Genomic DNA, 13,848 nt, shown 5'->3' with positions numbered 1-13,848 from the left:
CTCCGTCGGGTCGTCGCCGATTGCACGTACCTCAAACGTCGCGCCCACCGTCGGAGCGTCATCGAACGGGCGCGGTGCTCACGATCGCGCGAGCGTCTCGTTCATCAGGTCGACAACGAGCTGCTGCAAGGTGTCGCGACCCGTCTTGCGCAAGAGACGCGCGACGTGGCTGTTCACCGTCGCCAAGCTGCATCCAAGGCGCTCCGCGATGATCTCGCGGTCGAGTGATTGGCAGGCAGCCTCTAGAACGTTGGCCTCGCCGAGGGCCCAATCTTGGGAAAGAGCGGTAGTCTCAGCCGACCTGGCTCCTCGCCGCAGAAACCAGGCCGAAAGGCACGCATGGCCCCGAAATCCGAGTGTCGCTCCCCGTTGTCGCGTCTCCTACTCACGCTCGCGGGTGGGGCGCTCTATATGAGCTTGCTGATTCAGCCGACTTGCGCTGGCGACAGCAAGACGGGCGGCTCCTTCGAAGACGCCCGCGCCGGGGATGCGCCCGAGACTCCGGAGCCCGAGGACGCGACCCCGGGGCTCGACGCGGCCCCCGAGGACGCGGCGCCCGACGTCGACTTCATCGGAACGTGGAACCTGGCGCTCGACATGTTCTTCCCGAAGACAGGCTCGGCGACCGCCGGAACCTGCACCGCCACACCGGCCGGCAAGGTCCTCGTGTGCAGCACGGCTGGCGACGGGAACCTCACGGAGTTCGATCCCGCGAGCGGTACCGCGACGCAGCTGTTGCTTCCGGGGGTGAACGTGAGCGGCGCGCTGCGAGACGCCATGGGAGGCACGATCGTCATCGGCCGTTCTGGCATCAACCCGCTCGCGGCGCGCCTCGACATGAACAACCAGGCCGCGTGGGCCTGGACGTTCGGCGCCGGGCTCGAACGGCCCGTCGACGTCGTCGCGCTCGACACAACGACCTTCCTCGTGGCCAACGCGGGCCGCGTCCTCAAGGTCCCCGTCGCGGGCACGGGCGTCACGCAGGTGTCCTTCGACACCCCGGCGAGCACGATCATCCGGCGGCTCGTCGCGCTGCCCGGCGGCGGCTGGGCGCTGGCCGCCGAGATCGAGCGGACGTTCCCCGAACAAGACGTCCTCGTGATGGTGGTCGCCGCGAACGGGACCGTCACGTGGCAGAAGCTCCTCGCGAACGGCGGTCGACATCGGGTCTCGTCGCTCACGGCGCTGTCCGACGGGGGACTCCTCTTGACCGGTGCGCTTCAGCCGCCGGGACCGTCGGTCGCGGCGACCGGGTGGGTCGTTCGATTCGGCAGCACCGGGGCCGTGCCGTGGCAGCAGACCTACGGAACGAGCGGCATGCTGACCCTCACCGGTGCCGTCCAAACACCGACCGGCTTTCGCATCGGCGGCGGCTCGTCGGGAGGCCTCCTCGCGCTCGAGCTGAACGGCGACGGTTCGGTCGTATTGGCGACGCGGTACGGCTCGTCGACGAACCCGTTTCTTCCGATGGGCGCGGTGGCCACGGCGTCCGGCGAGCTCGTCCTCGCCGGGATCAGCACGACGACGCACGCGTACAACATCGTCAAGACGAACGCCGACCTCACGCACAACTGTATCGACGGCCAGTTCCGCGCCTCCGTCAACGCGCCCGCCGCGGCGTCCACGCTCAACGTGACGGACACCGCGTTCGCCCCGACGTCCGGGGCGGTGACGACGACGCCCGTGACGATCACGCCCGGCGCCCTTCAGTCGCTGACGCTGACGAACAAGTGCTCCAAGATTCCCTGACTACATGCCGCGGGCGACCGCGAAGCCGAGCAGAAACCCGAGAACAGGCCCGCCGACACGAGCACGGCGGCCATCCACGCGGGCACGACGCGCCAGCCTCCGCCGAATCCGCCGGGGGGCTCGATCAGGACCTCTGGCGCCAAGTCGCAGCGCGGAATCGTGACCGTCGTGCACCGAGGAGCACGCGCGCGTTGCGACGCGCTCGGCTCTGCGACGATGCGTCGCTGGAAAACGAACCGCCGGCGCAAGCGCGCAGGGCGTTGCACCGCGGTGCATGACCCCGTTTCGACAGAATCCGTCTCCTTGTCGGCGCGGGGCGTCTCTTTGTCGGAAGGCGAACCTCCACGCTCGAGACCGACACCTTCCGCGACGGGCGGAGACACTTCCGTCGCGAGCGCCTCGGCCTCGTTTTCGGCCGGGCGACCTTCCCGCTCGGAAAGTCGAGGATCCGCCACGGGTTTCGATGCTCCGTTTTTCGTCTCGGAAGGCTCCTCGTCGAGCGAAGCGGTTTCCGTCTCGTGAGACCTCCGCTCGCGGGCGGGCGAGGGGCCTTCGTTGCTGGCGGTTGAGCCTTCACAATCGGACCCTCAAGGCATTTCCGCGGTTTATGAAGGCCCGTCCGCCGACAACGACGCTTCCGGTCCGGAGCGCGGGCGTTCACGCCCCACGACGCAAGGCGCTCGTCCGGACAACGAAGCACCGCGCCTGCGCAAGGGAGGCGCTCGTGCGCACACGGAAGTGCACGCCGCCGTTTGTGGAGGCACTCGCTCCGTCACGGAGCGTTGGTCACTCGAGCGGGAAGCGCGTCGCGCCGTCGCGCAAGGCGTCGCCCCGAACACGGAAGCACGCCCGCTCGTCACGGAAGCCGCGTCCTCGGAAAACGAACCGCTATTGCCGCGCAGCGCGCTTGGCGACCGAACAAAGGAGGGTCGGCCCTCGCATCGAAGTTGATTGTCGCCGCGGATCCCCCGACGTGTTCGCGGACAGCCCCCACTGGTCTAGCTCTGAAGGGAGAACCCTTCGGGCCTTTTCGGTTTCTGTAGGCCCGGCGCATGCGGCCCCTCGAGGGCGTTTTGCGCGTTCCACCGCAAAAGCGCGACCGCCGCTCGTGCGTGACGCAGTGCGCGTTGCTAGGGCATGCGCCCATGAACACGCTTCGTCGCGCGGCGCTCGTCCTGCCCTTGCTCGTCGGCTGCAGCTCACCCGATGCTTCGCGGGACAAGGCGACGACAGCCGAAGACGAATCGGCGCTCACGGCGACCAACGCAGGCGTCATCGAGCTCGCAGCTGGAGACCTGACGTTTACCGTGTCGACGACGCAATACGGCGCGCGCCTGAGCAAGGTCGAGGTCACGGTCGCGCGCGCTGGCGCGGTCGTCATTTGGGGCGACCCGAACTGCGTCCTTCTCGGCGGTCGCGACGGTGAAGCGGTCGCTTGCGCCGCCTTCTCGCTGACGCAGCGTGGCCAAGCGTATTCCGTTGCCCTTCCGAAATCGACGGTCGCTCCCTACCTCGGCATCGGCGATCATCAGCCCCGGACCCTCACCGTCACCCATCGAGCGGGCCTCGACGCATTCTCGATCGGCGCAGCCATCGGTAGCGCGGCCGCTGCTTCGAGTGATCCGTCGACGTCGTTTGGGCGGGCCGACGTCGCAGAGTGGTCGCTCTCAAGCTGGCGGCCCTCGCGGCTGTCGCTCCAGGTCGCCTTTGACGGCGTGCCGTGCACCAAGTCGTCCTCGCGCTGGGAGGTGACCCTCGGCGACGCCGCCGGTCCCGTCGCACCGCAGACCGAGCTGACGAACCGAATCACCGCGACAGTGGGTCGAATCGCGGCGGCGCGCTGCGAGTTCGAGCCAACGCTGTAGGCGAGGCAGCGCGCGAGGCGCATCGCACGCTCGGTTGTTCGCCGGGACCGACCTGATAGCGACAGTTCGCACATCGCGGCGGCGCGTGTAGGCTCGCGCGTTGGAAGCTGGGCATGTCGAGCCGATCTACACCGCCGCCCATCGAGAAGCTCTTCGCCGGGACCCCGGGGATGACCGCTGACGCCCGTCGCGCGGTCGTTGGGCCTGTCGCTCGCTACATTGACGTCCTCTTCGAGACGGGATCCTTCGCGGGGGCGATGGCGGCGGCCCGTGAAGCCCGCTGGGCTTCTTTGCCCAGCGCTCCGAAGAGCTACCGGGCGCCCGCACTCGCCGCGGCCGGCGCCCCTCTCACGTTGGCGGAGAACCAGTCGTTCGCGCGCGTCGTCGACTATCTGGTGCAAGCGATCGGCACGGACGGCAACCGAGCCCTCGTCCCGTGGCTCCTCGACCTGCAAAAGGCCGCGCGCAGCATGGACCGCGACCGCGCGGTGGCGGGCAGCGACCGGCTGGTCCTCTCCGCGGACGAGCTGCGGGCCGGCTATCAGTCCGTCTTGGTCTCGCTCGCTGGTGCAGCGGCCCTGCTTACGGATCGGGAGGAGGACGTCCCGCAGTGGGAGCGCGTCAGCGCACAGCTCAACGACCTCCCAATGCGAATCGGTGCTGAAATCGAGCGCCGAATCTTCCTCGAGGCAACGCTGTCGCTCTCGGAGGAGGAGCAAAGGTTGCTCGGCCGCGACGTGTGGCTGAAGGCGGGCTTCGTGGCGCGCCCGCCGCACGGTCGGAAGCGAGACTCGTCCTCGGTGCGCGACTGGGACGCCTTGCTCGACGAGGTCGCTCGTGAGCCGACGAGGCCGCTGTCGCTCGCGCTGCTCTTTTGGTGGGCGGAGGCGGAGACCGATGAAACCCTCGCGACGCTCGCCAAGATCGCGATTGGCTACCTGAAGGACGACCCGTCCGGTCCGCTCGTCTGCGCCGTGTCGCACCGATTGGTCTGTTACCGAAGGACAGAGATGCACTGGGCGGGCCACAACTGGGGCACGGAGGCGCCCCCGTGGTGGTCCGAGCTGTGGCATCTCATCTACCGCGCCACCGGGCTAACCGACGCGCTCCTCGCTGCGGACGGCGGCGGACGGGTCACTAGCGGCAAGGCCGCACTCGACCGGAGCGAGCTATCGGCGCTGAGAACCTCGACTGAACACGTTCAAGCGATCATGGAAGTCCTGCGATGGAGACTCACGGCGCTGCTCGCCACACCTGAGCCGTCGCCGAGCGACCGGGACGTGATCAGGCCACCCGTCGCCGCGTACGTCGACGCGCTAACCGAGCACTGGGACTACCGCGCTGCAAGCGACGCGGCGTTGGCCGCTCTCGACACGCCGCTGCAGCGCCAGCCGCGCGGTTGGGCGCGTCATCGGCTCCCGCGTAGCTCGGTTCCTCACCGCGAAGCCGGACCCGTCGACGACATGTTCCGGGCCGTCGTCCGATTCATGACCAACGACGTGGCCGAGGATGGGCGCCGCCCGCTCGTTCCGTGGCTCCTTCAACTCCTGCAGAGCGCCTCCTCGCCGGCGGGTGACGTCGTCTGCGAGGCGATCGAACAGCTCGATCTCTCCACCGAGGAGCTGCGCTTCGCGTATCGCTCGCTCCTCCGTGCCATCGCAGATCGCACGCAAGGCCTCGGCCTTCACCACGAGGGCAGCGTCCCCTGGCGGAACATCGCCGATCTGATCAGCGACGTTCCCCTTCGATTGGGCCGCAGCGTCTCGCGCCGCGTCTTCCTCGAGGCAAGCCTCACCCTGTCGACGGACGACCAGCTGCGCCTGTCCGAGCATGTCTGGCCGGTGGCGCGCGACCCAATACCAGTCGGACGCGGCCAGCTCGTGGAGAACAGACGGGTCCCGAGCTTCGACGAGCTCCTCGACGTGCTCGCGAGCGCTCCCACGGCGCCCTTCTCGCTGGGCCTCGTCCTGCGTTGGCCGGAGGCCGTCGACCCGAGATGGCGCGCGCGCGTCCACGGGATCGCCGAGCGCTACCTGCGCGTTCGCGCGACGGGGCCGCTCGTGGAAGCCGTGCTAGCGATCCCGCAGGCCGGCGCGGCGCGCGCGCTGAGTGATCTCGTGAACGACGAGGTCCGCGCAGCGCTGAGCACGCGCCTTCGCTACCTCGCGTCGCTCGGCACCGAGGTCGATGTCTATCAACTAGCCGCCATGGAGGAGACGCACGAAACCTGGCTCTCGCTTCGCGGGGCGAGCGGCCGCGCGGCGCCGACGGAGCAAACGACCGACGAGGGCGCCGCAACCGAGTCGGCCGAAGAGAGCTTCTTCGCGGGCCTCACGATCGCGGACTATTTCTCGCGTGCCGCCACGCCGGCGCGTTTGCTCCGGTTGCGCAATGGCTTCGGCGGACGACGTGCCGTGGCGCGGGTGGTTGGCTATTTCAGCCAATGGTCCGACGACACGTATCTCGTCTACTCGTTTGTCGTTCGGGGGCGCGAGTACGCCTTTGCGATGGAGACCTACTTCGACGAGACCCACGCGCGCGGTGGAGGCGAGCCGCGCGTCTGGTATGACGAGGCCGGCCCAGGGACGACGTCGATCGTCAGCTATGGCCGAGCTCCCGAAGATCACTGGTTCGTCAGCGGCCTCCTCGCGGGCCACATCACGAAAGTCTATTTCCTCGGCTCACTCGCCGGGCCTCTTATGGCTGCCGAAAACGTTTGTAGTGGATGAACGACCGCGCGACGCTCTAGGCGCGGGGCCATCGCGCGAGGCGCGCAGCGCCCCTCACTCGAACGCGAGGTTCCGCTGGAAGTCGCTCGGGTTGCTCGAGGCGGCCATCGCCACTTCGTGGCTGATGACGTTGGCCTTGTAGAGCTCGACCAAGTGCTGGTCGAACGACTGCATGCCGTATTGGGAGCGGCCCTTCTCGATGAGATCCTTGATGCCGGAGCTCTTCGTCGGATCGCGGAGGTAGTCCTGGATCGTGCCGGTGACGGTCATGATCTCGCAGGCGACGACGCGGCCTTTGCCGTCGGACCGCGGAAGGAGGCGCTGCGAGACGGTGGCCCGGAGCGCGTCGGCGAGGCGGAACCGCACCACGTTCTGCTCCTCGGGCGGAAACATCGCGAGGATGCGACCGATGGTCTTCGTCGCGTCCGTCGTGTGAATGGTGGAGTAGACCATGTGGCCCGTCTCGGAGGCCTTGAGCGCGATGTCGACGGACTCGGCGTCGCGGATCTCGCCGACGAGGATCACGTCGGGGTCCTGCCGGAGCGCGGCGCGGAGCGCCACGTTGAAGTTCTTCGTGTCGGGGCCCACTTCGCGCTGCGTGATCGAGGCCTTCTCGTTCTTGTGAAGGAACTCGATGGGATCTTCGATGGTCACGATGTGGACGCGCCGCGTCTCGTTGATGTGCCGGATCATCGCCGCCAACGTCGACGACTTGCCCGAGCCGGTGGCGCCCGTCACGAGGACCAAGCCGCGCTCGTTTTCGGCGATGGTGCGAATGACCTTGGGGAGACCGAGCCCATCGAGCGTCGGTACGTCGCCGGGGATGATGCGCAAGACGAGCGAGAGCGAGCCCCGCTGCCGATAGATGTTCACGCGAAACCGAGCGATGCCCGGCAGCGCGAAGCTCGTGTCGTACTCCTGAATGCGGTCGAGCTGCTGGCGCAGATCCGAGTCCTGAACGATGAACGCGCAGATCGCGATCGTGTCTTCGGGGTCAACCGATCGTATTTGAGGCGCGCCGGCGGCGCCGCGCACTCGATAAATGGGCGGGTCGCCAACGCGCAGGTGGATGTCGCTTGCGCCGTGTGCTGCACACCGGCCGCGAGGAGCCGCTGGAACTGCTCGAGGTTCATGAGTGGGAGGAGCCTACACGGCTTTTCCGCGCCTCCGCGTGCCTCTTCGTCGGCGCAAACCACCGCCTGACCAAGCCCCATCAAACGCTCGCTGACGGAGGATCTCGCTCGCAGCGGACAAGGTGCGGGGAGTGTGGTTGGGGTGTGACCGCAGACATCGCTCGTGTGGTGGCCCGAAGGCGCGGCTCGTGCGACAGTGGATGGCCTTCAAGGAGGAAACGACTGCGTGCCTTGCTGATCTCGTCCGCGGTTCTGTGTGGAAGCGCGCTCTCTGCCGGCCTTGGTTGCCAGGGCTCGGAGCCCGAGACGGCTGCCGGCAGAGCCCCGCAGCCACCACGACGGCGACCGCCACCGCGAGCTCGCCGGCACCGAAGACACCGGCGCCGGCGTCGACGACCGGCTCGACCTTCGACTCCGGGCTCCCGACGACCTGCGATCCGGGGCCCGCGAATCAGATCTACGCGTTCAGCGCCCAGGATCTCGCCGCCACCGAGACCGTGCCACTGTGCCGCTACCGAAACAAAGTCATGCTCGTCACCAACGTCGCGTCCAAGTGCGGCAACACGCCGCAATACGGGCCGCTTCAGGCGCCCTACGAGAAGCACCGCGACGCAGGCTTCTTCGTGCTCGGCTTTCCGTGCAACCAGTTTGGTGGGCAGGAGCCCGGCGACGCCGTCGAGATCACCGCGTGCACGACCAAATACGGCGTCTCGTTCCCGATGTTCGAGAAGATCACCGTGAACACGGACGCAAAGTTTGGCGCCGAGCACCCGCTCTACACGTGGCTCAAGGCGCAGCCCGGCGCCGCTGGCAAGATCGAGTGGAACTTCGCGAAGTTCCTCATCGGTCGCGACGGCAAGCTCATCAAGCGATACAGCGCGAGCTTCCTCAACGGGGCCGCTTCTGAACAAGCTCAACTCGACGCGGACATCGCGGCCGCATTGGCCAAGTGAACTAGCTACCCACGAACGAGAGACCCCACGAGCGAGTCGTCGGTGCGCCGCGTTCAGAGCCTCTGGACGCGGCGTTCGGCTTTGCGGCGAATGGCGCGATCGACGGCGTCCGGCGCGAAGCCCACGACGACCTCGCCCTCAACATCGATCACAGGGATCGTGCCGGCCGGGTTGAGGCGCCTCATGGTGCGGCCCGCTTCCTCGCTGCTGTGGATGTCGTGCTCGGCGTAGGCCATTCCGTTTTGGTCGAGCCACGCGCGCGCTTGCTTGCACGAGGGGCACCACGAGGCCCCGTAGAGCGTGATGTCGACGGTGCGCCGCGCATCGGCGACGCGTTGCTCGTACTCGCCGCGCTTGTCCTGGTTGTGGACGTGCGCCGGGATCGCGGCCGGCTTGTCCAGCAGTGGCTTGTCGGTTGGCGGTGCCGCGGGCGCACGAGCGGGGGCGATCGCGGCGCGTGGCTGCTGCCCTGGCGCTGGCTCCTCGAGCGACGCGCCTCGTTGGCAGCCGGCGGCTGCGAGGGCCAAGACGAGGAGCGCGGCGACTCGGGACATGCCCCGTCAATTTATCGCGCCCGGGGCCGCTGTCGAGTCCTTGCCTAGAGGCGAGGCAAATCCCCGCCAAATTGGGGCCAACGCCGGCGCCAAACGCGGGCCGCGTTGCCTACGTCGAGGACGTTCGACGAAGGGCCTCGCGGAAGGCGCGGGCGCGGGCGACCGCGGTCTCCGGGGCGGGGGCGTGGCAAATGAAGTGCCCCATCTTTCGGCGGCGCCGAGCTTCGCGCTTTCCGTAGAGGACCACCTCGTCGACGTCGGGGAAGTTGGCGACGGCGCGGAGGTCGAGGTCTTCGAGCGCGGCGCTCTGATCGAGCCACACGTCGCCCAAGAGGTTGCCCATGACGTAGGTCGCCGGGCCGAGCAGCTCAGGCTTCGTCAAGGGAACGCCCAGCAAGATGCGCGCGAGCAACTCGAACTGGCTGAGCGAGCACGCCTTGCGGGTGACGTGGCCCGAGTTGTGTGGCCGCGGCGCGATCTCGTTCACGAAGAACTCGAGCTCGCCGACGGGAACGCCGCGCGACCGACTCGAGCCGGCCTTCGTCACGAAGAACTCCACCGTGAGCAGGCCCACCACGTCGAGCGAGTCGGCCATGCGGCGCGCCGTATCCTCGAGCGCGGCCCGGAGCGCGCTGGGGAGGCGCGCCGGCACGAGCGTCACGTCGAGGATGTGCTCCGCGTGGACGTTCTCGAAGGTCGGAAACACGACGGCGGCGCCGGCGGCGTCGCGGCCCACGATGCAGCTCACCTCCAAGACCAGGTCCAAGGCCTCTTCGAAGACGTAGACCGTGTCGTCGTCAAAGGTGAGCGCGCGAGCGCCGTCGGCGTCCTTCACGAAGCTCTGCCCTTTGCCGTCGTAGCCGCCGCGCGCTGTCTTCACGATGAAGGGGAGGGGAAACAGCGCCGCGACGCGCGCCGCTTCGGCCTTCCCGCGGGCGACCTCGAAGGACGCGTGCGGGAGCGCGTTCGCCGCCAAGTGGGCCTTCTCGAGGGCGCGATCTTGCGCCGTCGCCAAGACGCGGAGCGACGGGCAGAGCCGCGTCGTGTCAGCGAGCGCGCGGAGGCCCTCGCTGATCTCGACGTGTTCCATCTCGTAGGTCACCACGTCGCATCGCGCGGCAAACTGCGCGAGCGCTTTTTCGTCGGTCCACGGCGCCTGCGTGACGTCGCGAAAGCGGCGCGCCGCGGGGGCGTCGGAGTCGGGGTCGTAGAACCGCACCTCGGCGCCGAGGTCGAGGAGCGCGGTGCCGAGCATCGAGCCGAGCTGCCCGCCGCCCAAGATGCCAACGGTGGTCATGGACGCGGCTTCGCCTTGGTCGAGCGCCCTTTCGGGGCCGCAACGAGAGCTCGCACGCGCGCGTCGCCCGCGAGCGCCTTGTCCTCACCCTCGGCGCGCAAAGTGCGCAGCGCGCGCGCCGCGTTCGCGTCGGTGGCCGCGAGCACTCGAAGCGCGAAGATGGCGGCGTTGATGGCGCCGGCGGGGCCGATGGCGAAGGTGGCCGTTGGGACGCCCGACGGCATCTGAACGATCGACAGGAGGCTGTCGACGCCGGAGAGCGTTCGCGTGGCGACAGGGACGCCGAGCACCGGGAGGTGCGTGAGCGACGCGATCATGCCCGGCAGGTGAGCGGCGCCGCCGGCGGCCGCGATGATGATTCGAAGGCCTCGGGCCTCGGCGCCTTTGGCGTATTCGACCATGCGCTCCGGCGTGCGGTGCGCGCTCCGAACGCCGACCTCAAAGGGGATCGCAAAACGCGTGAGCACTTCGGCTGCCGGCGCGAGCGTCTCCCAGTCGGAATCGCTGCCCATGACCAACGAGACGATGGCGCGCTGTTTCCCCATTTGAACTCTCCGCACGCGCAGCCGGCCGGCTTGCACCCTCGCACCTTTCTACCCCGCACGGCGCCATGGGCGCGAGGGGAATGGGAGGAGAACGGCGTGGGGCCCCAGGCCTCGACGAATCCGTGGAAACGCTCCCGCCGGAGGCGCATCATGTTGACCTCATGCGCTTTGTACCCCGCGTAGCCGTCTCGCTCGGCACCACGACCTTCCTTCTCTTGGCCATCGCCTGCGGGACCTCGGGCGGGACGTCCGACCCGTCGGAGGTGGACGCCGGCGGCCTCTGCCTCGAGCAGAGCTGCCGCAGCGACGATCAGTGCGGCGGCTGCAGCGGCGGCAAGACGGTCTGCGACGTGGCGGGCCGCGTGTGTGTGGCGTGCGGCCCCGCCGCCGGCGGTCGCCAGTGCCCCGCCGGCCAGAAGTGCACGAACTTCGGCGATTGCGTGCCGTCGGCGCTCGAGTGCCCCGTGGATCCGCAGGGCAACCCGACGGTCGCCTGCGCGACCTCCGCCGACTGCGGCGCCTGCGATCCGAAACACCGCCTCTGCGACGGCGCCACGAAGCGGTGCGTCGGGTGCACGCCGTCCGATTCGACGCGTTGCGTGGCCAACGAGGTCTGCGTCCAGAGCCGCTGCGCCGCCCGCTGCCCCGCGACGTGCGCGACCAACACAGATTGCTCGCAGTGCGGCGCGCCGGGCTTCGAGGCACGCGCGCGACCAAGGGCGATGCACCCAGTGCGGCACGGGCGTGCCGTGTCCCGCCGGTCAAAATTGCAGCGCCAAGGGCACCTGCGAGAAGCCCTGCGGGTTGCCCCGAAAGAAGCTCGGCTCGTGCCTCACGGACGCCGATTGCGCCGGCTGCGACGGCAGCGCCACGGCGTGCCACTTGCCGATTGGCGGCGGCGACGGTCGCTGCGGCCTCAAGGCCGCGGGCTGTGATCAGCTTGGGCCCGGCCTCACGTTGCCCGATCCGTGGAACAAGGTGACCAACCTCTGCTCGACCGACGCCAACTGCGCCGGAGTGTCCGTCGACTTCAACGTCGGCAAGGTGATCCGCGACGTGACCGGCTTCCAGAGCGTCAAGGACGCCGTCGTGCCCTACGGCATGCACGCTTGTGCGAGCGTGCAGATCCTTCCAGAGCGTTCCTGCGGTGTGTGCGCGCCTTGCCGCAAGGACTCGGAGTGCGCCCCCATCGACGTCGATCAGGTGGCGGCCCAGGCCTTCGGCCCCTTGGGGGCGGTGGCGACGGTGCTCTTGATGGACCAGGTCTTCGGCGCCTCCGACCACCGCGTGAACATGTATTGCGATCAGGTCGTCTCCGACTACGGCTACTGCCGGCCATGCCCGAATCCCTTCGCGCCATGCGGCGTCGACGCGCCGACGTCCGGTGCCGCGTGCGCCCATGGCCCGTGCGTCTCAGGGACGCCGCTCGCGGCGACGTGCAGCCCGTGCGTGGCCGACGTCTGCGTCACCGACCCGTTCTGCTGCGATCTCGAATACGGCACCTGGGACCAGAACTGCACCGACACCGCGCGGAGCGTCTGCGGCACCACCTGCCCGTAAGCGTTTCGCAACTAAGGTGCGTTCACGGCCCGGGCGGCTTAGGCTGTTCGCTCGGGGGATCACGTGGCGCGCATCGTTTTGGTCGACGACAGCCCTAGCGTGCTCAGCCTCTTGCGCCCGCGCCTCGAGGCGGCGGGGCACGAGGTTCGCTCCGTGAGCGACGCTTACGCCGGCGCCGATCTCACCCTGGCCGACCCGCCCGACGTGGTCATCACGGATCTGTGGATGCCGGGCATGAGCGGCCTGCAGCTTTGCCGCATGCTCCGCGCCGAGCCGGAGACGGCCCACGTGCCGGTGGTCCTCTTGACGGCCTCCGACGACAAGCGCTCGCGCTTTTGGGCCGATCGCTCCGGCGCCGCGGCCTTCGTGACCAAGCAGGGCGTCGGCGAGCTGCTCCACGTCGTCGACAGTCTGGTGCGGAGTCAGGCCGGGCGCGTTCGCCCGCCACCGTCGTCGCGGCGTCGGCCCGCCGCACCGGGGAGCATGCAGAACCGCCTCGCGCACCTCCTCGACGGAGCGCTCTACGATTCGGTCCTCGCCGGTGAGGTCCGCTCGCTCGCGAGCGCCGGCAGCTACGAAGCGCTGGCGTCGGGCGTCGCGCGGCTCCTGGCCCAGCTCGTCGACTTGCGGTGCATCGCCCTCGAGGCGCGCCCGGCGTCGCGCGCCGGTGCCGCCGTGACCATCGTCGTTGGTCGGTCCGAGCTCGCGAAGGCGCTCTGCGAAGAGGCGCAAGGGGCGCTCGGCGCCCTGGACGGTCTCGTGTTTCTGCCAGAAGGACTTGCGAGCACCGACGCGCCAGGGCAGGGCGCTGTCCTCCACGCCATCGATTTCGGCGAGGAGCGCCTCGGGCGCATGTGGGTCGCGCCGGCAGGCCACCGCTTCGGGCCCGACGATGAGCGCGTGGTTGGGCTCGTCGCCCGCGAATTGGGCGGGCCGCTCCGCATGGCGACGCTCGTCACCGACGCCCAGCGGCTTGCCGCGACCGACAGCCTCACGGGCCTCCTAAACCGTCGAGCCTTCGTGGAGGTGGTGGCTCGCGACGTGTCGCTGGCGCATCGTCACTCGTCGCCGCTCTCGCTGCTCTTGCTCGACCTCGATCACTTCAAACAGGTCAACGACGTCTACGGTCATGCGGTCGGGGATCTCGTGCTCTCCACCACGGCAGGGGCGCTGGCGCAGACGGTGAGAAAGAGCGATCTGGTGGCGCGGTGGGGCGGCGAGGAGTTCGTGGTGGCTCTTTCGCACACGGCGGCGTCGGGCGCCCGCGTGATGGCCGAGCGTCTCCGGCGCCAAATCGCCGACCGCGCCATCGCGCTACCCGACCGCACGTTCAACGTCACGTCGTCCATCGGCGTCGCGAGCCTCGGCCCGAACGAAGATCTCGACGGGCTCTTGGTCCGGGCCGACCGCGCGATGTACCAGGCGAAGTCGAAGGGGCGGAACCGCGTCGAGTCGGTCTGACG

The 13,848-nt window shown here is 68.9% G+C and carries 12 protein-coding genes; 6 read left to right on the top strand and 6 right to left on the bottom strand.

Annotated elements, in window-relative coordinates; translation table 11 throughout:
- Positions 1–78 precede the first annotated feature (78 nt).
- Complete coding sequence (locus IPG50_28830) at positions 79–318, bottom strand: hypothetical protein (GenBank protein ID MBK6696171.1); 240 nt, start codon at positions 316–318, stop codon at positions 79–81.
- 93 nt (positions 319–411) lie between these two features.
- Here IPG50_28830 and IPG50_28825 point away from each other — a divergent pair, with 93 nt between their 5' ends.
- The 3 genes from IPG50_28825 to IPG50_28815 all read left to right on the top strand — a co-directional run bounded on the left by IPG50_28825 (position 412) and on the right by IPG50_28815 (position 6,343).
- Positions 412–1,749 carry a hypothetical protein gene (locus tag IPG50_28825; GenBank protein MBK6696170.1) on the top strand — a complete coding sequence of 446 codons (1,338 nt, stop codon included), beginning with the start codon at positions 412–414 and terminating at the stop codon, positions 1,747–1,749.
- Between the two features lie 1,145 nt (positions 1,750–2,894).
- Positions 2,895–3,614: a hypothetical protein gene (locus IPG50_28820; protein MBK6696169.1), complete on the top strand. Its 720-nt coding sequence runs from the start codon at positions 2,895–2,897 to the stop codon at positions 3,612–3,614.
- A gap of 113 nt (positions 3,615–3,727) precedes the next feature.
- Positions 3,728–6,343, top strand: a complete 2,616-nt coding sequence (locus tag IPG50_28815) for a hypothetical protein (protein MBK6696168.1) — start codon at positions 3,728–3,730, stop codon at positions 6,341–6,343.
- A gap of 54 nt (positions 6,344–6,397) precedes the next feature.
- On the opposite strand, the gene IPG50_28810 is transcribed toward IPG50_28815, so the two are convergent.
- Entirely contained in the window at positions 6,398–7,414 is a 1,017-nt protein-coding gene (locus tag IPG50_28810; GenBank protein ID MBK6696167.1) for a PilT/PilU family type 4a pilus ATPase, read from the bottom strand.
- 262 nt (positions 7,415–7,676) lie between these two features.
- On the opposite strand from IPG50_28810, the gene IPG50_28805 reads away from it, so the two are divergent.
- Positions 7,677–8,429, top strand: coding sequence for a hypothetical protein (locus tag IPG50_28805; protein MBK6696166.1), 753 nt, complete (start codon positions 7,677–7,679; stop codon positions 8,427–8,429).
- Between the two features lie 53 nt (positions 8,430–8,482).
- Here the strand turns inward: IPG50_28805 and IPG50_28800 are convergent, their stop codons facing one another.
- The 4 genes from IPG50_28800 to IPG50_28785 form a co-directional block, all read right to left on the bottom strand.
- Entirely contained in the window at positions 8,483–8,983 is a 501-nt protein-coding gene (locus IPG50_28800) for a glutaredoxin family protein (protein ID MBK6696165.1), read from the bottom strand.
- Between the two features lie 109 nt (positions 8,984–9,092).
- On the bottom strand, positions 9,093–10,280 hold the full coding sequence (locus tag IPG50_28795) for an ATP-grasp domain-containing protein (GenBank protein MBK6696164.1): 1,188 nt from the start codon (positions 10,278–10,280) through the stop codon (positions 9,093–9,095).
- Positions 10,277–10,825, bottom strand: coding sequence for a 5-(carboxyamino)imidazole ribonucleotide mutase (purE, locus tag IPG50_28790; GenBank protein ID MBK6696163.1), 549 nt, complete (start codon positions 10,823–10,825; stop codon positions 10,277–10,279). The genes IPG50_28795 and purE overlap by 4 nt, the downstream gene beginning before the upstream one ends.
- 310 nt (positions 10,826–11,135) lie before the next feature.
- Positions 11,136–11,492 (bottom strand): hypothetical protein, encoded by a 357-nt coding sequence (locus IPG50_28785; protein ID MBK6696162.1) that lies wholly within the window; start codon positions 11,490–11,492, stop codon positions 11,136–11,138.
- A 137-nt stretch (positions 11,493–11,629) separates the two neighbouring features.
- On the opposite strand from IPG50_28785, the gene IPG50_28780 reads away from it, so the two are divergent.
- Together IPG50_28780 and IPG50_28775 are read left to right on the top strand one after the other, a co-directional pair.
- The gene (locus IPG50_28780) at positions 11,630–12,385 is read left to right on the top strand and encodes a hypothetical protein (GenBank protein MBK6696161.1); all 756 of its coding nucleotides are present in this window, start codon (positions 11,630–11,632) and stop codon (positions 12,383–12,385) included.
- 63 nt (positions 12,386–12,448) lie between these two features.
- Entirely contained in the window at positions 12,449–13,846 is a 1,398-nt protein-coding gene (locus IPG50_28775; protein ID MBK6696160.1) for a diguanylate cyclase, read from the top strand.
- The last annotated feature ends 2 nt before the right edge of the window (positions 13,847–13,848 follow it).

The organism is Myxococcales bacterium, from assembly GCA_016703425.1.
Lineage (GTDB): Bacteria > Myxococcota_A > Polyangia > Polyangiales > Polyangiaceae > JADJCA01.
This window is presented reverse-complemented; position numbering and strand designations above follow the sequence as displayed.